The sequence below is a fragment of the Streptomyces sp. NPDC054783 genome (assembly GCF_053611725.1).
Genome location: NZ_JBSHAY010000024.1, coordinates 35,123 through 53,280 on the forward strand (window position 1 = coordinate 35,123; position 18,158 = coordinate 53,280).

At 72.9% G+C, this 18,158-nt stretch carries 21 protein-coding genes and 1 riboswitch; of the genes, 9 read left to right on the forward strand and 12 right to left on the reverse strand.

Going from position 1 to position 18,158, the window contains the following annotated elements:
* Positions 1-19 precede the first annotated feature (19 nt).
* From ACWGJ5_RS32535 to ACWGJ5_RS32545, 3 genes are all read left to right on the forward strand, one after another.
* Positions 20-829, forward strand: coding sequence for an SURF1 family cytochrome oxidase biogenesis protein (locus tag ACWGJ5_RS32535; protein WP_453313206.1), 810 nt, complete (start codon positions 20-22; stop codon positions 827-829).
* Positions 830-919: 90 nt separating this feature from the next.
* Positions 920-2,704, forward strand: coding sequence for a glycoside hydrolase family 15 protein (locus tag ACWGJ5_RS32540; RefSeq protein WP_453313207.1), 1,785 nt, complete (start codon positions 920-922; stop codon positions 2,702-2,704).
* A gap of 5 nt (positions 2,705-2,709) precedes the next feature.
* A complete protein-coding gene (locus ACWGJ5_RS32545; RefSeq protein WP_453313208.1) occupies positions 2,710-3,465 on the forward strand; it encodes an SDR family oxidoreductase in 756 nt (251 codons plus the stop codon).
* Between the two features lie 15 nt (positions 3,466-3,480).
* Here the strand turns inward: ACWGJ5_RS32545 and amaP are convergent, their stop codons facing one another.
* Genes amaP through ACWGJ5_RS32570 form a run of 5 tightly spaced genes read right to left on the reverse strand, consistent with a single transcriptional unit; the run spans position 3,481 to position 5,794 of the window.
* A complete protein-coding gene (gene amaP, locus ACWGJ5_RS32550) occupies positions 3,481-4,062 on the reverse strand; it encodes an alkaline shock response membrane anchor protein AmaP (protein ID WP_453313209.1) in 582 nt (193 codons plus the stop codon).
* 5 nt (positions 4,063-4,067) lie between these two features.
* Positions 4,068-4,682: a DUF6286 domain-containing protein gene (locus ACWGJ5_RS32555; RefSeq protein ID WP_453313210.1), complete on the reverse strand. Its 615-nt coding sequence runs from the start codon at positions 4,680-4,682 to the stop codon at positions 4,068-4,070.
* The gene (locus tag ACWGJ5_RS32560; protein WP_453313211.1) at positions 4,682-5,074 is read right to left on the reverse strand and encodes an Asp23/Gls24 family envelope stress response protein; all 393 of its coding nucleotides are present in this window, start codon (positions 5,072-5,074) and stop codon (positions 4,682-4,684) included. The genes ACWGJ5_RS32555 and ACWGJ5_RS32560 overlap by 1 nt, the downstream gene beginning before the upstream one ends.
* A 6-nt stretch (positions 5,075-5,080) precedes the next feature.
* On the reverse strand, positions 5,081-5,275 hold the full coding sequence (locus ACWGJ5_RS32565; protein ID WP_453313212.1) for a hypothetical protein: 195 nt from the start codon (positions 5,273-5,275) through the stop codon (positions 5,081-5,083).
* Between the two features lie 48 nt (positions 5,276-5,323).
* On the reverse strand, positions 5,324-5,794 hold the full coding sequence (locus tag ACWGJ5_RS32570; protein WP_453313213.1) for an Asp23/Gls24 family envelope stress response protein: 471 nt from the start codon (positions 5,792-5,794) through the stop codon (positions 5,324-5,326).
* Positions 5,795-5,891: 97 nt separating this feature from the next.
* Between ACWGJ5_RS32570 and ACWGJ5_RS32575 the strand changes: the two genes are divergently transcribed.
* Complete coding sequence (locus ACWGJ5_RS32575) at positions 5,892-6,614, forward strand: nucleopolyhedrovirus P10 family protein (protein WP_453313214.1); 723 nt, start codon at positions 5,892-5,894, stop codon at positions 6,612-6,614.
* A gap of 38 nt (positions 6,615-6,652) precedes the next feature.
* Here the strand turns inward: ACWGJ5_RS32575 and ACWGJ5_RS32580 are convergent, their stop codons facing one another.
* From ACWGJ5_RS32580 to ACWGJ5_RS32595, 4 genes are all read right to left on the reverse strand, one after another.
* Positions 6,653-7,456: an enoyl-CoA hydratase/isomerase family protein gene (locus ACWGJ5_RS32580; protein ID WP_453313215.1), complete on the reverse strand. Its 804-nt coding sequence runs from the start codon at positions 7,454-7,456 to the stop codon at positions 6,653-6,655.
* A 128-nt stretch (positions 7,457-7,584) separates the two neighbouring features.
* The gene (locus tag ACWGJ5_RS32585; protein ID WP_004002281.1) at positions 7,585-7,806 is read right to left on the reverse strand and encodes a helix-turn-helix domain-containing protein; all 222 of its coding nucleotides are present in this window, start codon (positions 7,804-7,806) and stop codon (positions 7,585-7,587) included.
* A gap of 357 nt (positions 7,807-8,163) precedes the next feature.
* Positions 8,164-9,762 (reverse strand): ABC-F family ATP-binding cassette domain-containing protein, encoded by a 1,599-nt coding sequence (locus tag ACWGJ5_RS32590; RefSeq protein WP_453313216.1) that lies wholly within the window; start codon positions 9,760-9,762, stop codon positions 8,164-8,166.
* Between the two features lie 118 nt (positions 9,763-9,880).
* Complete coding sequence (locus ACWGJ5_RS32595; protein WP_453313217.1) at positions 9,881-10,390, reverse strand: hypothetical protein; 510 nt, start codon at positions 10,388-10,390, stop codon at positions 9,881-9,883.
* Positions 10,391-10,453: 63 nt separating this feature from the next.
* Between ACWGJ5_RS32595 and ACWGJ5_RS32600 the strand changes: the two genes are divergently transcribed.
* Both ACWGJ5_RS32600 and ACWGJ5_RS32605 read left to right on the forward strand, forming a co-directional pair.
* A complete protein-coding gene (locus ACWGJ5_RS32600; protein ID WP_453313218.1) occupies positions 10,454-10,675 on the forward strand; it encodes a hypothetical protein in 222 nt (73 codons plus the stop codon).
* Positions 10,676-10,989: 314 nt separating this feature from the next.
* Complete coding sequence (locus tag ACWGJ5_RS32605; RefSeq protein ID WP_453313219.1) at positions 10,990-11,403, forward strand: VOC family protein; 414 nt, start codon at positions 10,990-10,992, stop codon at positions 11,401-11,403.
* Between the two features lie 16 nt (positions 11,404-11,419).
* Here the strand turns inward: ACWGJ5_RS32605 and ACWGJ5_RS32610 are convergent, their stop codons facing one another.
* From ACWGJ5_RS32610 to ACWGJ5_RS32620, 3 genes are all read right to left on the reverse strand, one after another.
* A complete protein-coding gene (locus ACWGJ5_RS32610; RefSeq protein ID WP_453313304.1) occupies positions 11,420-12,859 on the reverse strand; it encodes a hypothetical protein in 1,440 nt (479 codons plus the stop codon).
* A 330-nt stretch (positions 12,860-13,189) separates the two neighbouring features.
* Positions 13,190-14,317: an alpha/beta hydrolase gene (locus tag ACWGJ5_RS32615; RefSeq protein WP_453313220.1), complete on the reverse strand. Its 1,128-nt coding sequence runs from the start codon at positions 14,315-14,317 to the stop codon at positions 13,190-13,192.
* A 211-nt stretch (positions 14,318-14,528) separates the two neighbouring features.
* Positions 14,529-15,203, reverse strand: coding sequence for a class II aldolase/adducin family protein (locus tag ACWGJ5_RS32620; RefSeq protein WP_453313221.1), 675 nt, complete (start codon positions 15,201-15,203; stop codon positions 14,529-14,531).
* Between the two features lie 190 nt (positions 15,204-15,393).
* Here ACWGJ5_RS32620 and ACWGJ5_RS32625 point away from each other — a divergent pair, with 190 nt between their 5' ends.
* The 3 genes from ACWGJ5_RS32625 to ACWGJ5_RS32635 all read left to right on the forward strand — a co-directional run bounded on the left by ACWGJ5_RS32625 (position 15,394) and on the right by ACWGJ5_RS32635 (position 17,796).
* Positions 15,394-16,140, forward strand: coding sequence for a lysozyme (locus ACWGJ5_RS32625; protein WP_453313222.1), 747 nt, complete (start codon positions 15,394-15,396; stop codon positions 16,138-16,140).
* Between the two features lie 143 nt (positions 16,141-16,283).
* Positions 16,284-17,534 (forward strand): anion permease, encoded by a 1,251-nt coding sequence (locus ACWGJ5_RS32630; RefSeq protein ID WP_453313223.1) that lies wholly within the window; start codon positions 16,284-16,286, stop codon positions 17,532-17,534.
* A gap of 34 nt (positions 17,535-17,568) precedes the next feature.
* Positions 17,569-17,796 (forward strand): hypothetical protein, encoded by a 228-nt coding sequence (locus ACWGJ5_RS32635; RefSeq protein ID WP_453313224.1) that lies wholly within the window; start codon positions 17,569-17,571, stop codon positions 17,794-17,796.
* Between the two features lie 142 nt (positions 17,797-17,938).
* Positions 17,939-18,080: riboswitch (cobalamin riboswitch) on the forward strand.
* Positions 18,081-18,158: the final 78 nt, after the last annotated feature.

The following is an 18,158-nucleotide window of genomic DNA, read 5'->3' on the forward strand; positions in this document are numbered from 1 at the left end:
AATGCACCCCACGGCCCGGATGTACCGTCGTGGGGTGCACCGCTACCGCTTCCTGTTGTCCCGCCAGTGGGTCATCCTCACCCTCGTCGCGATCGCACTGATCCCGACGATGATCAGGCTGGGCTTCTGGCAGAAGCACCGGTACGAGGAGCGCACCGCGCGCAACAACCTGGTCTCCTCGGCGCTGCACGCCAAGCCCGTCCCGGTCGAGCGGCTGTCCTCTCCCGGGCACGCCGTGACCCGCACCGAGAAGTACCGCACGGTCACCGCGACCGGCACCTTCGACACCGCCAGGGAGGTCGTGGTCCGGCGCCGGACCAACTCCGACGGCGAGGTCGGCTTCCACGTGCTCACCCCGCTCGTCCTCGCGGACAGCAGGGTCCTCCTCGTCAACCGCGGCTGGATCCCCGCGAACGGCGCCCAGACCGCCTTCCCGGAGATCCCCGCCCCGCCGTCCGGCCGGACCACCATCACCGGGCGGCTGATGGCCGACGAGACGACCGCGGCGAGCGGCATCAAGAACGTCAAGGGCCTCCCCGACCGGCAGATCATGCTGATCAACAGCGCGGAGGAGGCGCACCGGCTCGGCGCGCGGGTGCTCGGCGGCTACGTCGAGCAGACGGCGCCCACGCCCAAGGGCGGCCCGGAGCAGATCTCCGACCCCGGCAGCGAGGACGCCCCGCTGAACTACGCGTACATGATCCAGTGGTGGCTGTTCGCCGCGGGCGTCCCGGTCGGCTGGTGGTTCCTGGTCCGCCGGGAGATCAGCGACCGGGAGGAGGCCGCGGCGGAGGCGAAGCCGGAGGAGAGCGCTCCGGTCACGGTGTGACCGGGCACCCCCGGAAGCACCACGGGGAACACGTCACTCCCCCGGCGCACCACCTGATTGGCCCTCCGGCCCGCCGGGAAACCGGATCCCGTGAACGCGCGCATCGAGGACTACGCACTCATCGGTGACGAGCAGACCGCCGCGCTGGTCGGAAAGAACGGCTCCATCGACTGGCTGTGCCTGCCCCGCTTCGACTCCGGCGCCTGCTTCGCGCGGCTGCTGGGCGACGAGGACCACGGCTACTGGCGGATCGCCCCCGAGGGAGCGGACACCTGCACGCGCCGCGCCTACCGGCAAGACACCCTCGTCCTCGACACCGAATGGGAAACCCCGGACGGCACCGTCCGGGTCACCGACCTGATGCCACAGCGCGACCGGGCCCCCGACGTCGTACGCATCGTCGAAGGCGTCAGCGGCCGGGTCACCGTCCGCAGCACCCTGCGCCTGCGCTTCGACTACGGCTCGATCATGCCGTGGGTGCGCCGCGCGGACGGGCACCGGGTGGCCGTCGCGGGCCCGGACTCGGTCTGGCTGCGCTCCGAGCCGGCCGTGCACACCTGGGGCGAGGACTTCGGCACCCACTCGGAGTTCACCGTCGCCGAGGGCGAGCGGGTCGCGTTCGTGCTCACCTGGCACCCCTCGCACGAGCAGCGCCCGCCGCTCAACGACCCCTTCGAAGGCCTGGAGTGCAGCGTCGCCGACTGGCAGGGCTGGGCCCGGCAGTGCTGCTACCAGGGCCCCTACCGGGACGTGGTCGTCCGCTCCCTGATCACTCTCAAAGCCCTCACCTACATCCCGACCGGCGGGATCGTGGCCGCGGCGACCACCTCGCTGCCGGAGAAGCCGGGCGGGGTGCGCAACTGGGACTACCGGTACTGCTGGCTGCGCGACTCCACCCTCACCCTCGGCGCACTGCTCAACGCCGGCTACCACGACGAGGCCTCGGCCTGGCGCGACTGGCTGCTGCGCGCGGTCGCGGGCGCCCCGGCCGACCTGCAGATCATGTACGGCGTCGGGGGCGAGCGGCGGCTGCCGGAGATGGAGCTGTCCTGGCTGCCCGGCTTCGCCGACTCCGCCCCCGTACGCATCGGCAACGGCGCCGTCGAACAGCTCCAGCTCGACGTGTACGGCGAGGTGATGGACTCCCTCGCGCTGGCCCGCAGCTCCGGCCTGCCCCCGCGGCCGCACATGTGGGCGATGCAGCGCGCCCTGATCCAGTTCCTGGAGTCGGCGTGGCGGCAGCCGGACGAGGGCCTGTGGGAGGTGCGCGGCGGCCGGCAGCAGTTCGTGCACTCCAAGGTGATGGTGTGGGTGGCCGCCGACCGGGCCGTGAAGACACTGGAGCAGAACAAGGACCTCAAGGGCGACCTGGAGGGCTGGCGCAGATTCCGCGACGAGGTCCACCGGGAGGTGTGCGAGAAGGGTTTCGACCCCGAGCGCAACACCTTCACCCAGTACTACGGCTCCCGCGAACTCGACGCGGCGCTGTTGCTCATCCCGCGCGTCGGCTTCCTGCCGCCCGACGACCCGCGGGTGGTCGGCACGGTCGACGCGGTCCGCGACGACCTCGGGCACGGCGGTTTCCTGCGCCGGTACGACACCGAGGACTCGGTGGTCGACGGGCTGCCGGGCGGCGAGGGCGCCTTCCTGGCCTGCTCGTTCTGGCTGGCCGACGCGCTCCATCTGACCGGCCGGAAGGACGAGGCGCGGGAGCTGTTCGACCGGTTGGTGGGCCTGGTCAACGACGTGGGGCTGCTGGCCGAGGAGTACGACCCCGTCGACGGCCGCCACCTGGGCAACTTCCCGCAGGCCTTCAGTCACATCGCGCTGGTGAACACCGCCCTCACGCTGTTCCGGGACGACCAGGCAGGATAGGGACCATGGATCTTGGACTGAAGGACCGGGTGTACGTCGTCACCGGGGCGACCCGCGGACTCGGCAACGCCGCCGCGCGGGAACTCGTCGCCGACGGGGCGAAGGTCGTGATCAGCGGGCGGGACGAGAAGCGGGTGGCCGACGTCGCCGCCGAACTGGGCCCGAACGCGGTGGGCGTGGCCGTGCACAACGCCGACCCCGAGGCGCCGGAGCGGCTGATCGCGGCCGCCCGTGACACCTTCGGCGCGTTCCACGGCGTGCTGGTGAGCGTGGGCGGGCCGGCGCCGGGGTTCGTCGCGGACAACACCGACGAACAGTGGCGCGACGCCTTCGAGTCGGTCTTCCTCGGTGCGGTGCGGCTCGCTCGCGCGGCGGCTGCCGAGCTGGAGCCGGGCGGGGTGATCGGATTCGTGCTGTCCGCGTCGGTGCACGAGCCGATTCCGGGGCTGACCATCTCCAACGGGCTGCGGCCGGGGCTCGCCGGGTTCGCCAAGTCCCTCGCCGACGAGCTGGGGCCGCGCGGGATCCGGGTGCTGGGCCTGCTGCCGTCGCGCATCGACACCGATCGCGTACGGGAGCTGGACGCGCTGTCCGCCGATCCCGAGGCCACCCGGGCCGCGAACGAATCCCGGATTCCGCTGCGGAGGTACGGGACGCCGGAGGAGTTCGGGAAGGTCGCGGCGTTCCTGCTCTCTCCGGCCGCGTCCTATCTCAGTGGTGTCATGTTGCCCGTGGACGGGGGCATGAGGCACGGGTTCTGAACCTCGCGTTCACGGTCAAGCGACCCTTTCCGCACGGTGCTTGACCGACCCCAGCCGCACTTCCGTGCGCAGGGACGGCAGACCGGCCGACTCACGCGCGTGGGCCAGGGCCTGCGCCGTGAACCCGGTCAGGGCCGTCGCCGGGTCCACGTGCGGCTCCAGCCGGAGCCACACCCTTGCCCTGGGCGTCGTACGGCGGCCCCGCAGGAGGATCTCCGCGTGAGCCACGCCCTCTTGCCGTACGGCGTCCTGGGCCACGGCCGATTCCAGGGCCCTGGCGCGCAGGAGGGCGGACTCGTCGTCGCCGGTGTCGATCAGGATCTCCGCCAGCCGGCGGCGGCGCAGGACCGCGGTGAGCCACCACAGGCTGAGCAGGACGACGACGGCGAGGGCGGCGATGACCGTCGGCCACCACCAGCCCGCGCCGCGCCAGCGGGTGCGTTCGGCCTTGGTCAGCAGCACGTCGTGCGGGCCGGTGTGGATCCACCAGGAGGGCGGCGGCGCCCCCAGGCCGACGGCCAGCACCGCGCCGCCGAGCGCGAGCAGGAGCAGGCCGACGAGGGCCAGCAGGACGCGGTTGAGGCCGCCGGTGCGCATCGTCCTCACCCCTTCCGGCCGGGCCGGGACACACGCAGCGACAGCGTGGGCGGCCGGGCCAGGCCGAGGCCCCGGATCGCGTCCGTGAGCACGGTGTCCAGGTCGGCGCGTACCTCGTCCAGGTCACGGAAGTGGGACACGGCACGGACGTCGGCCTTCTTGTGGCGGATCCGCACCCGGACAGACCGGACGCCGGACACGTCGATGGCCCGGTCCCGGAGCAGGAGCGCCGCCGCGTCGCGCCGGAGTGCGGCGCGCACATCGGGGCGCGGGCGCCGCATGGGCAGCAGTCCGCGCAGGCCGGGGGTGACCGCGAGGGCGATCAGCCACAGGCCGAGTGCGGCGGCGACGGCCGCGCCGGTCAGCACCCAGGTGTCGTCCAGGGGCCGTTCGGCCAGTTGCCGGGCGAGTGCGCGGCGCCAGTGCATCGCGGGGTGATGGGCGCGTACGGCGGCGATGTCGTACAGCAGCAGGCCGGCGCCGGCCAGCAGCAGGGCCGCGACGACGGCTGCCGGGACGCGGCGCAAGGACCAGAAGCGGCCGCTGCCCGTGGCGGGGGCGGGCGGGGTGGTGCCGGGTTCCTTGTCGAGGGTGGGGGTGGTCGACTGCGGTTCGCTCATCACGCCCTCCGGTGCGGTGCCGGGTGCAGCCGTTCGACCTGGACGGCGACCTCGGACACCGCCATGTCCACCAACGCGCCTACCCGCTCGGCGACATGTCGACGCACGGCGGCGCAGTGGGCGCCGATGTCGCAGGGGTAGCCGAGCTCGAGGTGCACACGGACGCGGGCCGCCGCGACGGCGGTCCCCCCTTTCGAGCGAGGCCGGGAGTGGGCGAGGACGACGACCGTGGCGTGCGGGGCGGCCGCCTCGGCGGGCGGCGGCGGCAGCGCCTCGCGGGCGGCCTGCGCGGCGATCTTCGCCACCACCCGGTCGGCGATCCGGATGGCGCCGCGCTCGCCCGGCGGCACGAGGGCCGACGGCGGGCGCGCCTGGCCGGTCTCGGCACTCACCTCCGGTCACCGCCGCCGCTCGCGCCGGTCGCCGCGGGTGCGGAAGAACTCACCCGCCTCCAGGTCGCCCTCCGCGAACCGGCCGACGACGAACCCGACCGCACCCAGGGCCGCCACCAGCAGAAAGGCACCGAAGCCGCCGAAGTACCCGGCAAAGCCCAGCGCCATACCGGCAATCATGCCGACCACGGCCATGCTCATGGAGCGCTCCTCAGCTCTCGTCAGGCGTGCAGGGTCCGGGCCCGGGTCTCACTGGATCCGGGGCTCCGGTTCCTCTTCCTCTTCCTCAGGCAGTTTGACGTCGCTCACCGCGATGTTGACCTCGACCACCTCGAGTCCGGCCATGCGTTCCACGGCGGCGATCACGTTCTCCCGCACGGCGCGGGCGACATCGCCGATCGAGACGCCGTAGTCCACGACGATCTCCAGGTCGAGCGCCGTCTGCACCTCGCCCACCTCGGCCTTCACGCCCCGGGTGACCGCCTTGGAGCCGCCGGGCACCCGGTCGCGTACGGCGCCGAAGGTGCGGGCCAGGCCGCTGCCCAGGGCATGGACGCCGACCACGTCCCGGACCGCGAGAGCGGCGATCTTCTCCACGACGCCATCGGCGATGGTCGTCCGTCCACGGGTCGCGGGATCGCCGCCGCCGCGCCGGGTCGCCTTGCGGGTCGAGACCTGCGGCTCCTGGTCGCCCTCGGGGGTCGTCGTCATGTCGGTCATCGCCGTACGTCCCTTTCGGTCGTCCCCCTGGATCGTCCTCTGCCCACCGTAAGCAAAGTTCCCCGATAGCGCGCCGGTGATACGGCAGGCTGGAGGAATGACGGCGGACCGGTGGACACAGGTAGTCAGGCGCCAGGTCGGGCTGGGCAGGCTGCTGCCGCTCGGCGGGCCACGCGACGGCGTCTGGATCGCGGAGGGCGCGGCTGCGGGGATTCTGCGACGCGCGGCGGCGGACGGGCTGCCCGGGGTGCGGCTCGGCGTGCTGCGGCTCGCGCTCGCCGATCCGGAAGAGGCGCCCGAGCCCGTCGTACCGGCTCCGCCGAGCGCGCTGCCGCCGGGGCCGCTGCGCCTGACGGCGGACTTCGCCGTGACGGCGGCCGAACCGCTGCCGGCGGTGGCGTCCAGGCTACGGCTGACCCTGGCGACGGCCGCGGCGGAGCGGCTCGGGCTCGCGGTGACGGAGGTGGACCTGCGGATCACCGACCTGCTGGAGGCGGAGGGGCCTGTCCCGGAGGTGCGCGGGCCGCGACCGGTACCCGCGCGGCAGCCCACGGACCCGGACGAGATCCGGGTGACCGAAGCCGCGCTGTCCGTCCCCGGGGTGACCGGGCTGACGGGTTCCCTCGGCGGTCTCGGCCGGGGGGTCCACCTGGAGGAACGCCCGGCCGGTACGGCACTGCCGCACCGGCACGCGCGCGTGGAGCTGACTACCGGCGCGGACCGCCGAGCCGTTGACGTGGCTCGGCAGGTCCGCACGGCCGTACGGGACGCGCTGGAGGACCGGCCGACGGTGGCCGTGCTGGTGACGGCGGTCGGCTGAACGGCCTGCTCGCGCAGGGCGCCTTACCGGCGCGGGGCTCATTCGCCGAGGCCGGCCAGATCCCGGAGCCGGCGTGCCTGAGCGGCACGCTCGGCCGCACGCTGGGCTTCGTAGTCACGGTCCAGGGCCCCGCGCAGCAACGCCTTGGTCTCGACCACGGCGTCCCGCGGCGCAGCCAGCAGCGCGGCGGCCAAGTCCCGTACCGCGGCGTCGAGTTCGGAGGCCGGGACGGCAACGTTGGCCAGCCCGGACGCCACCGACTCCTCGGCGCCGACGAACCGCCCGGTCGCGCAGATCTCGAGCGCGCGGGCGTACCCGACGAGACCGACCAGCGGATGCGTGCCGGTCAGGTCGGGGACGAGGCCGAGGCTGGTCTCGCGCATGGCGAACTGCACGTCGTCCGCGACGACCCGAAGATCGCACGCGAGCGCCAGCTGGAAGCCCGCACCGATGGCGTGCCCCTGGACGGCGGCGATGGACACGACGTCGTTGCGCCGCCACCAGGTGAACGCCTCCTGGAACTCGGCGATGCTCGCATCGAGCCCCGCGTCGTCACGGCGCGCGAGTTCGATGAAGTTCGGCTCGCCCGGGATCCCCTCCGGGGTGAACATCTGCCGGTCCAGCCCGGCGGAGAAGGACCTGCCCTCGCCGCGCAGCACGACGACACGGACGGAGCCCGGCAGCAGCCGGCCGGCCTCGGTGAGCGCGCGCCACAGGGCGGGGCTCTGCGCATTGCGCTTGGCCGGATTGGTCAGCGTCACCGTGGCGAGCGCGTCGTCGACGGTGAGCCGTACGCCGTCCTTGTCGAGTACAGGAGCGAGGTCCTGGTCGGGCGAAGCCATGGGGCGCCTCCGATGAGTGCGGTCAGCCGTGCATGCCGTGGGCACGCGTAAGTGACTGCACAGTAACCACCCGGCCGGTCAGACCGCCGACCGGGTGGCCACCATCGAAGCCGATGGGCCGCCCGGAGTCAGGACGATGCGGCCTTCTTGCCCCGGGTCGCTCCGCCACGCCCACGAAGCGTGACGCCCGACTCACTGAGCATCCGGTGTACGAAGCCATACGAGCGGCCGGTCTCCTCGGCCAGCGCCCGGATGCTCGCACCGGAGTCGTACTTCTTCTTCAGGTCTGCCGCGAGCTTGTCGCGCGCGGCGCCGGTCACCCGGCTGCCCTTCTTCAGAGTCTCGGCCACCCGTGCCTCCTCATGGGAAGTGCGCTCTGGTCTCCTCATGATCACCCCTCTCGGGCCTGATGGCCACCCATTCGGCAAGGTCCGTGGGACATCGTTGTGACGACAGGAGTGGATCCCCACAAGCGGAATCCAGAATTCCAGGCGGTGGTGTCCGCGGGGCCGAACGGGTGGATTCGTGAAGTGCCAGGTCAGGGAGGCGCGACGGCCGATCCCTTGGCGCGCAAGGGATCGGCCGGGAATTCCGTGTACGACACACCTCGATACGAGGAGATCTCACACAGATGATGGATCACCGATGAGCCGAATGATCCATACGCTGTGGATCAGGCCTCGGTCAGGCATGGATCACGCTTTCGATCACGCGAGGGCGACGAGATCCGCGTAGTCGGAGCCCCACAGGTCCTCGACGCCGTCCGGCAGCAGGATGATCCGCTCCGGCTGGAGCGCCTCGACGGCGCCCTCGTCGTGCGTGACGAGGACGACCGCGCCCTTGTAGGTGCGCAGGGCGCCGAGGATCTCCTCGCGGCTGGCGGGGTCGAGGTTGTTGGTGGGCTCGTCGAGGAGCAGCACGTTCGCCGAGGAGACGACCAGGGTCGCCAGGGCGAGTCGGGTCTTCTCACCGCCCGAGAGGACGCCGGCCGGCTTGTCGACGTCGTCGCCGGAGAAGAGGAACGAGCCGAGCACCTTGCGGACCTCGACCAGGTCCATGTCGGGCGCGGCCGAGCGCATGTTCTCCAGGACCGTGCGGTCGGCGTCCAGGGTCTCGTGCTCCTGGGCGTAGTAGCCGAGCTTGAGGCCGTGGCCGGGGACGACCCGGCCGGTGTCCGGCTTCTCGACGCCGCCGAGCAGGCGCAGCAAGGTCGTCTTGCCGGCGCCGTTGAGGCCGAGGATGACGACCCGTGAGCCCTTGTCGATGGCGAGGTCGACGTCGGTGAAGATCTCCAGCGAGCCGTACGACTTCGACAGACCCTCGGCCATCAGCGGGGTCTTGCCGCAGGGCGCGGGCTCCGGGAAGCGCAGCTTGGCGACCTTGTCGGACATCCGGACCTCGTCGAGGCCGGAGAGCAGCTTCTCGGCGCGGCGGGCCATGTTCTGCGCGGCGACCGTCTTGGTGGCCTTGGCACGCATCTTGTCGGCCTGGGCGTTGAGGGCGGCGGCCTTCTTCTCGGCGTTGGCCCGCTCCCGCTTGCGGCGCTTCTCGTCGGCCTCGCGCTGCTGCTGGTAGAGCTTCCAGCCCATGTTGTAGATGTCGATCGCGGACCGGTTGGCGTCCAGGTAGAACACCTTGTTGACCACGGTGTCGACGAGATCGACGTCGTGGGAGATCACGATGAATCCGCCGCGGTAGGTCCTCAGGTAGTCGCGCAGCCAGATGATCGAGTCGGCGTCGAGGTGGTTGGTGGGCTCGTCGAGGAGCAGGGTGTCCGCGTCCGAGAACAGGATCCGGGCCAGCTCGATGCGGCGGCGCTGACCGCCGGAGAGGGTGTGCAGCGGCTGGCCGAGGACGCGGTCGGGCAGGTTCAGCGCGGCGGCGATCGTGGCGGCCTCGGCCTCGGCGGCGTACCCGCCCTTGGTGAGGAACTCCGTCTCCTGGCGCTCGTACTGCTTGAGGGCCTTCTCGCGGGTGGAGCCCTTGCCGTTGGCGATGCGCTCCTCGTTCTCGCGCATCTTGCGGATCAGTACGTCGAGGCCGCGCGCGGACAGGACCCGGTCGCGGGCGAGGACGTCCAGGTCGCCGGTGCGGGGGTCCTGCGGGAGGTAGCCGACCTCGCCGGAGCGGGTGATCTGGCCCGCGGCCGGGATGCCCTCGCCCGCGAGGCACTTGGTGAGGGTGGTCTTGCCTGCGCCGTTGCGGCCGACGAGGCCGATGCGGTCGCCCTTGGCGACACGGAAGGTGGCGTTCTCGATGAGGACGCGCGCACCGGCGCGCAGCTCGATACCGGAGGCGGAGATCACGGACAGACTCCAGGGCGTACAGGGATTGGCGGGTGGGCGGCTGAGGACGTTCCCGCCGTCTAATGCGCGAGGAGAATGGCCATGAGGAGAAGTCTAACGGGGGTGTGCAAGCGGTTTTCTACGTCCGCACGTTCGATCGGTGCCGCGGAGATCGTCGCGGAAGATCGTTGCCGAGCGGGGTGCGGCCCGGGACGATCCGGCCGAGGTCGTCCAGGGCCACGAGCTGCTCCGTCCAGGGCCCTTGCGCGCAGGGCTGGGCGACCAGCAGGGCCGCACCGCGCCGTACGGCGGCCTCGGGCCGGAACGCGCAGCCGTCGCTCGCGGGCAGTACCCAGCGCAGGTCGCCGTCGGCGATGCGGTACGCGGTCACGCGGTGCGGGGTGACGGCCGCGAGCATGCCGCGTCCCAGGGGGCGCAGCACGCCGGTGCCGCCCTGCGCGGGGAGCCACTCGGCCGCGTCGGGCAGGGCCCGGTGCCAGCGCACCGAGCGCCCGTCGGTGTCGGTCAGCAGCCCGTCCTCCCACAGCGCGATCACCTCCGCGCGCGTGGTCAGTACGTCGACGGGCCGATGCCCCACGCGCGCGTACCGCCAGCGCAGGGCGCCGGTACGGGTGTCGTAGGCGGTCACGCCGGCGCCCCGCGCGCGCAGTGCCCAGGTTCCGGCGCCCGGCTGCCGTTCCCCTCGCGCGGCGTGGACGAGACGGTCTTCGTAGGGGACGGGGCGCATGTGGTGGGCGGCAAGGAGGAGGCCGAGAGCGAGGAGGACGCCACCGAGGATCCGCAGGGCGCGTGCGCTCCGGCCGTGGTGACGGGTGCCGTGCTGGGCGCGGACCATCGGGCGCGTTGGATGACGCGGTGGGTGACGGGGGTCGCGGTGGGGCGGGGCGCCGGTGCCGAGGTGGACCGCAGGTGACGGCTCCTCCGACACGGCGAGCCCTGGTTCGCTCGGGGCGGCTGCCACCCTTCCCCCTTCGCTGTCCTCGGCCTCGGATCAGGCGCAGAGCGTAGTCACGGGGGTCGGCCGGGGCGGGACGGCGGGGCGGGTGGGGGCGGGGAGTCGCCCGTTCGGGGGGGTCGCCGGGGGCGGGGCGGCGGCAGCGGTGGCCCCGACGGGGCTGCCGGACCGGCGTCATCAAGCAGCGCGACCCGTTGCGCCGAGGCGTTGTCGGTGGCGGCTGCAAGACTGAACGGGACGCCACGGAACCGACGCACGAAGGAGTGATCGGCATGGCAGGTACGGGCGGCGGACGGCCGAGTCTTTACCCCACGCTGCTGTACGCGGACGCGAAGGCGGCGATCAAGCAGCTCACGGAGGCCCTCGGCTTCACCGAGCTCTCGGTGTACGAGACGGAGGACGGCAAGGTGATGCACGCCGAGCTGGTCCAGGGCAACGGAGCGGTGATGATCGGCTCCAAGGGCCGCGGCGGCCTCTTCGACGCGGCGATGAAGGACGCCGGGCCCGCCGGGGTGTACGTCGTCGTGGACGATGTGGACGCCCACCACCAGCGGGCCCTGGAGCACGGCGTGGAGATCCTCATGCCCCCGACCGACCAGGACTACGGCTCGCGGGACTACATGGCCCGGGACGCCGAGGGCAACATCTGGAGCTTCGGGACGTACGCCCCGGAGATCGGCGCCTGAGCGGCCCCCGCGCCGCTCATCCTCCGGTGTGCACCTGGAAGGCGGCCCGGCGCACGGCCTTGGCCAGGGCCGGGTCGGGGTGCGCGGCGGCGAGCGCGACCAGGACCTGCACGGTGCGGGGGTGTCCGACGGCGCGGACCTCGTCGAGCAGCTGGGGGACGGTGGGCTGCACCGCGGACTCCAGGTGCCGGACCAGCATCGGCGACTCGCCGTGGTCGGCGACGGCGGCGGCGGTGTCCACCCACAGCCAGGTCGCCTCCTCCCGGGTGAGGACCTCGTGGGCGTCCTCCGGGTCGATCCCGTCGTGCTCGGCGAGCCACAGCAGGGCGTAGGGCCGCAGGGCCGGCTCGTCCACGACGGCGTGCACGTCCGGCTCGGCGGGGGCGCCGACGACGCGCAGCGCCTCGAAGGCAAGGCCGCGCAGCAGGGCGTCCTCGCCGCGCGCGGCGTGGATCAGCTCGGTGACGGCGTCGCCGACGGTGCGGGCGGCGAGCCAGGCGCGGTATTCGGCGCGGGCGGCGTTGGGGCGGAGCTGGGCGCAGCCGCGGAGCATGTCCTCGGCGGACTGCTCGATGTTGCCGGCCGGGCTCTGCGCGGCCACACAGATCTGCTCCAGCTTGACCCACACCGCCCAGCTGCCCAGCGGGGTGAGCGTGGCCTGGCCGTCGCCGTAGGTCAGCGCGCCGACGGAGGCGAGGGCCCGCAACGCCCAGTCGAGGAGCGGTTCGAGCGGGGTGTCGCCGGTGGGCACGGGGTGTTCCAGGGCGGCGATCGCGAGTTCCACCGGGCTCGGGGAGCCGACCGCGGGGCGGACGCGCCCCGACTCGGACGGCCGCTCAGCCCCTGGCAGGCCCGGCTGAGCGGACCCGGACTCGGACGACTGCCGGGCAGCCGGCACGGCCGGCTGCGCGAGCGCGGGCTCGGCTGGCCGCTGGGTGCCAGGGGCGGCAGGCCGTTGGGTGCCGGGCTCGTAGGGGACCTCGCAGCGTTCGGTGCGCAGTTCGGTGACCCGCTGCTGGAGCAGGTCGAGCAGCTGCTCGACCGGGACGGGCCCGGCGGACAGCTGGAGGAAGGAAAGCACCTGGGGCATGGCCGAGACGACCTCGGCGACGGCGGACGGCTCGTGCTCCTCGGGTTCCGGGGAGGCGAGCGACCAGGCGTCGAAGAGGGCGACCCAGCCGCGCAGTACGGCGCTGTCGTCGCGGTCCCAGGCGCGCAGCCGCCAGCCGGGGCGCGCGCTGTCGCCGTGCACCTCGACGAGTCCGGCGAGGCGTGCGGTGTCCCAGTCGGCGCGGATCTGAGCGATGCTCAGGCCCAGGTCGACGGCGGCGCGTCGGGCGGTGGCGTCGGAGAGGGTGGCCTTGCCGTCGGCGGTGGCGCCGTCGCTGCCGGGGCCGAGTGCGGCGTCGGCCCAGCGAGCCACGCGCACCGGACCGGCCAGCCCGATGCGGGCCATTCCGGCCAGTTCCGCGGGGGCGGGGGTGCCCTCCGGCGGCCGGGGTGCGGCGCGGCGCGGGCGCCGCTGGTTCACAGCTCTGGGGGCGGCGGCCAGGGGTCGCGGTCGGACGAGTCGAAGCCTGGAGTCGCGCGGGATACGGGACGTCACGGGTGCAGTCTTCCGGTTGACGGTCCGAAAACCCAAACGGAATGTCACGGGGGGCGACGGGGCTGGCCAAGGCACGGGGGCCGGGAGGGGCCGGCAGTGGTGATCAGGCCAGTCGTACGGCCTTAAACGGAATGCCCGGCACCGGGCCTCCCGGCGCCCGCCGGAGAGCCGGGGGCGTTCTCACACCAGCGGGGTCATGAAGCGGCGCAGCCGCTCCTCGTACTCCTTCGGGTCGGCGTTCCACATCGCCCCGTGCGGGGCCTGCGGGACGGTGTGCAGGGCGACCAGATCCGGGCGGCGGCGGGCGAGCCGGCGGGAGAACTCCCAGGGGGCCACCTGGTCGTCGGGCCCGTGGAAGATCAGGGTCGGTACGGTGAGCAGGTCGGGGTCGGTGATCTCGGGGACCCGGTCGGCGTACAGGCCGGTCCGGCCCTGGGCGGCGCGCACCGCGAGCGGCAGCAGCGGCGGCGGGGTGCGGCGGGCCCGGGCGAGGGCGCGCAGCGTGGCCTCCCAGCTGAGCACCGGCGAGTCGAGTACCAGCCCGGCGATGCGCTCGCGCACCGCGGAGTGCTCGGCGGCGCGCAGGGCCATGGTGGCGCCGGTGGACCAGCCGAGCAGGACGACCCGGCGGGCGCCGTAGCGGACGGCGTAGCGGATCGCCGCGTCCAGGTCGCGCCACTCGGTCTCGCCGAGGCGGCTGAGGCCGTCCGGCGGGCGCGGGGCGCCGAGGTCGCCCCGGTAGGCGAGCGCGAGGACCGGCACCCGGCGGGCGTGCAGCGGGGCCATGAGGTTCATGGCCTGTTCCCGGGTGGTGCCGAGGCCGTGCACGGCGATCACCCAGGTGTCCCGGGCCGCGGGCACGAACCAGGCGGGCAGCTCGCCGAGTTCGCCGGGCACGTCGATGTCGGCGTGGTCGAGGCCGAGGGCGGTGCCGGGGTTGCCGACGTACAGGTTCGGGGTGAGCCACACCGCGTCGCCCGAGGAGAGGGTGCCGTGGGTGACGCGTTCCAGGCGGCGTACGACGGTGTCGGCCTCGTGCGGGGCCGCGTCCAGGACGGGGCCGACGACCGCGTGGGAGCCGTCGCCGGAGAGGCCGTAGGTGCCGGGGCGCAGCGAGGCCAGGGCGCGGGTGAGGGTGATCTGGCCGGCGGCGGTGCCGTGCACGGTGAGGCGGGGTTCGGTGGGCAACGGGCGGCCCGCGGGCGCCTTCAGCGCCGCGTCGCTGGCGATCCGGCCGGCGGCGACGGACGCCATTGCCACGCCGGCGGCTATGGCCGTGGTGAGGGCGGTCGCTTTGACGGTGCGCACGGGTCCAGTGTCGTGGGGGTTGCCGTCACCGGCCAGCGGAGATGTGGGGCCGGATGGGGAACGTCGGGGTGCGGGTGGATTGGACACCGCCGGACATGTGCGTCGTGGGCGGGCGTGGTTGCGGCGGATCGCGATGACCGGCCTCAGCAGGGAGCAGAGCTGCCGGAACTGATCGACAAGGGGCTGGAAACGAGTGCTGACGGGCAAGGTGTCACCTCCGTTGGCCGTACCCCCGCAAACGTTCCCCGACCTCGGCCAGTTGTGCCTCCGTCAGCAGGGACGGGGTCAGGCCCGGTACGGAGGACGCCGTCAGCCACAGGCGGCACATCCACTCCAGCTGGGCGGTGCGGTCGTAGGCCTGGTCGAGGGTGGTGCCGTAGGTGACGGTGCCGTGGTTCTGCAGGAGGCAGCCGGAGCGGCCGGCCAGGGCGCGGAGCATGTTCTCGGCGAGCTCGTCGGTGCCGTACGTGGCGTAGCGGGCGACACGCACGGGGCCGCCGAGGGCGGCGGCCATGTAGTGGACCAGGGGCAGCTCGGGCACGAGCGTGGAGACCGCGGTCGCGTGCACGGCGTGGGTGTGGACGACCGCGCGGGCGTCGGTGGTGCGGTAGACGGCGAGGTGCATGGGCAGCTCGCTGGTCGGCACCAGCGTGCCGAGCACCTGGCGTCCGGTGAGGTCGACGCCGGTGATGTGGTCCGGGGTCAGCCGGTCGTACGGCAGGCCGGACGGGGTGACGAGCACCAGGTCGCCGACGCGCGCCGAGACGTTTCCGGAGGTGCCGACCACCAGCCCGTCGGCTACGGTGCGTCGCGCCGTCGCGACCAGCTCCGCCCGGATCCGCACCTGTTCCGCGTCCTGTTCCGTGTCCCGCCGCTGTGCAGCCATGCCGCGATCCTGCCAGCCGCGCCCTCGGGAGGGGGGTGGACGGTCGCTTCCGGCCGTAACCACATGCCCCCGAATGGGCGAAAGTCATGGTGAATCGCCGCAAAAAGGCACCGATTCGAAGATCATCGGGCCTTCAATGGTCTCTCTTGCCCGCCGGAACGATCTTTCGTCCGCCGACCCGGGGAGACACATGGCCCGCGACCGCACCCTTCTCCGTCACCGCGCCGGTGTCCTCGCGGCGGCTGCGGCGGCGCTCGTCCTCGTCGGCACCGCGGCCGCACCCGAGGCGCTCGCCTCGGGCCGGCCCCGGGGGCACGACGTCTCCTCCTACCAGAAGCGCGTCGACTGGGCGGCCGCCCGGTCCAGGGGCGCGCGGTTCGTCTACGTCAAGGCGACCGAGTCCACGGACTACCGCAACCCCTACTTCTCCCAGCAGTACACCGGTGCGCGCAAGGCGGGCCTGTACCAGGGCGCGTACCACTTCGCGCGGCCGGACAGGTCCTCCGGCGCCCGGCAGGCCGCGTACTTCGTCCGGCACGGCGGGGGCTGGCGGGCGGACGGCCGGACGCTGCCGCCCGCGCTCGACATCGAGTACAACCCGTACAGCAAGCGGCACAAGTGCTACGGGCTGGGCAGGACGCGGCTGGTCCGCTGGATCCGGTCCTTCAGCAACGAGGTCAAGCGGGAGACCGGCCGCCGCCCGGTGATCTACACGACGACCCAGTGGTGGCGGCTGTGCACCGGCAACAGCCGCGCGTTCGCCAAGAGCCACGCCCTGTGGATCGCCCGGCACGACACCTCGCGGCCGGGGAAGCTGCCGGGCGGGTGGCGGTACTGGACGTTCTGGCAGTTCGGCACCCGGGGCCGGCTGCCGGGTGACCAGAATCTCTTCAACGGCTCCACCGCCCGGCTGCGGACCTTCGCGCGCGGCTGGTAGCCAAGGCGCACCTGGGACACGGGAGCCGAGCGGAACCCCGACCCCCCTCTCTGGACACCCCCACGCCCGCCTCAGTTCATCTTCCGTTCACCCAGGTTGCCTACGGTCGTCCAGCCAATGACCTCGAACGATTGCCTGGGTAAATGGAAAGCTTCTCGCTGATCCTCGCGATAGTGGTGGTAACCGCTCTCGCGTTTGATTTCACGAACGGTTTCCACGACACCGCCAACGCGATGGCCACCACCATCTCCACAGGCGCCATGAAGCCCAAGATCGCGGTGGCGATGTCCGCCACGCTGAATCTGGTGGGCGCCTTCCTCTCCGTGGAGGTCGCCAACACGATCTCCAAGGGTCTCGTCGACGAGACCGGCATCCGTCCCGAGGTCATCTTCGCCGCGCTGGTCGGCGCGATCCTCTGGAACCTGGTGACCTGGCTGGTGGGCCTGCCCTCCAGTTCCTCGCACGCCCTGATGGGCGGTCTGATCGGCGCCACCGTCGCCTCCGCCGGCTTCGGCGCCGTGCACGGTGACGCCCTGGTCACCAAGGTGCTGCTCCCGGCGGTCGCCGCGCCGATCGTGGCGGGCGTCGCCTCGATGCTGGCCACCCGGTTCTCCTACGGCATCGGCGGCAAGGCCGAGGGCGAGGCCACCCGCAAGGGTTACCGCGCCGGCCAGATCGCGTCCGCCGGCCTGGTCTCCCTCGCGCACGGCACCAACGACGCCCAGAAGACGATGGGCATCATCACCCTCGCGCTGATCGCGGGCGGCTCCATCGCCCCGGGCTCGAACCCTCCCACCTGGGTCATCCTCTCCGCCGGCCTGGCCATCGCGCTCGGCACGTACATCGGCGGCTGGCGGATCATCCGCACCATGGGCAAGGGCCTGACGGACCTGGAGCCGCGCCAGGGCTTCGCCGCCCAGACCAGCGCCGCGACCGCCATCCTGGCCTCCTCCCACCTGGGCTTCTCCCTGTCCACCACGCACGTCGTCTCCGGCTCGGTGATGGGCGCGGGCCTCGGCCGCAAGGGCGGGGTGGTCCGCTGGTCCACCGCGACCCGCATGGTCGTCGCCTGGGTGCTCACCCTCCCGGCCGCCGCGCTGGTCGGCGCGGGCGCCGAGTCCGTCACCGATCTCGGTGACTGGGGCACCGCCGTGGTCGCCGTCTTCCTGGTCGCCGCGAGCGCCGCGATCTGGAAGATCTCCCGCCGCGAGGTCGTCGACCACACCAACGTCGTGGCCGGGGCCGAGGAGCCGGCCGGCGTGGTGACCGCCGCCATCGCCGCGGTGACCCCGCCCCCGGCGGGCATGATCACCGAGGACCTGACGGCCACGATCGCCTCCCCGGCCGCCACCGAGCCCGCGCCCGAGGCCGCCCCGCCGGCCGCGACCGTCTGACCCCGGCCCCACCGGTAACCAAGGAAGCAACCCCATGAAGATCGACTGGTCGGCCCTCGGCTCCGTCTTCGGCGCCAGCCTCGTGTTCACCGTGGGCCTGGTGGCCCTGTTCACCCTCGGCATCAACGGTCTGGCCCGGCGCGAGAAGGCCGCGGCCCAGGGCAACTCCGCCACCCTCGCCGTCACCGGCGCCTACGTCTGCTTCGCGGCCTGCGCGGCGGCGGTGGCGTACGGCATCTTCCTGATCGTCTCCAAGTCCTGACGGACCACCACGAACCAGGCAACACGAAGGCTCCCCTCCAGGCGTGACGGAGGGGAGCCTTCGCCATGCCCACGGGCCACGGGCGCCCCACGGTGTGGGGATCGGCACACTCTCCCCTCGCAGGTCAACGGCAAGTTGACGGCCGTTCCGGGCGCGTGGTGGACTGCCCAGGCCATGTACGGCGGCAGAAGAGGAAGCCGGTGCGAATCCGGCGCGGTCCCGCCACTGTCACCGGGGAAGAACCCCCGGGAGCCAGGAACTCTCACCGCCGAATCTCGTCGAACCAGGGCGCGGACACCCTGAGTGAGGACATCGATCGCCATGCCCGGCTGCCGAAGGACAAGGACCCGCACCAGGCCCGC

Coding starts and splice junctions, on each gene's coding strand:
- ACWGJ5_RS32535 (WP_453313206.1), top strand. CDS start 20: ATGTACCGTCGTGGGGTGCACCGCTACCGCTTCCTGTTGTCCCGCCAG.
- ACWGJ5_RS32545 (WP_453313208.1), top strand. CDS start 2,710: ATGGATCTTGGACTGAAGGACCGGGTGTACGTCGTCACCGGGGCGACC.
- amaP (WP_453313209.1), bottom strand. CDS start 4,062: ATGCGCACCGGCGGCCTCAACCGCGTCCTGCTGGCCCTCGTCGGCCTG.
- ACWGJ5_RS32555 (WP_453313210.1), bottom strand. CDS start 4,682: ATGAGCGAACCGCAGTCGACCACCCCCACCCTCGACAAGGAACCCGGC.
- ACWGJ5_RS32565 (WP_453313212.1), bottom strand. CDS start 5,275: ATGAGCATGGCCGTGGTCGGCATGATTGCCGGTATGGCGCTGGGCTTT.
- ACWGJ5_RS32570 (WP_453313213.1), bottom strand. CDS start 5,794: ATGACCGACATGACGACGACCCCCGAGGGCGACCAGGAGCCGCAGGTC.
- ACWGJ5_RS32575 (WP_453313214.1), top strand. CDS start 5,892: ATGACGGCGGACCGGTGGACACAGGTAGTCAGGCGCCAGGTCGGGCTG.
- ACWGJ5_RS32580 (WP_453313215.1), bottom strand. CDS start 7,456: ATGGCTTCGCCCGACCAGGACCTCGCTCCTGTACTCGACAAGGACGGC.
- ACWGJ5_RS32605 (WP_453313219.1), top strand. CDS start 10,990: ATGGCAGGTACGGGCGGCGGACGGCCGAGTCTTTACCCCACGCTGCTG.
- ACWGJ5_RS32610 (WP_453313304.1), bottom strand. CDS start 12,859: ATGGCCCGCATCGGGCTGGCCGGTCCGGTGCGCGTGGCTCGCTGGGCC.
- ACWGJ5_RS32620 (WP_453313221.1), bottom strand. CDS start 15,203: ATGGCTGCACAGCGGCGGGACACGGAACAGGACGCGGAACAGGTGCGG.
- ACWGJ5_RS32625 (WP_453313222.1), top strand. CDS start 15,394: ATGGCCCGCGACCGCACCCTTCTCCGTCACCGCGCCGGTGTCCTCGCG.
- ACWGJ5_RS32630 (WP_453313223.1), top strand. CDS start 16,284: ATGGAAAGCTTCTCGCTGATCCTCGCGATAGTGGTGGTAACCGCTCTC.
- ACWGJ5_RS32635 (WP_453313224.1), top strand. CDS start 17,569: ATGAAGATCGACTGGTCGGCCCTCGGCTCCGTCTTCGGCGCCAGCCTC.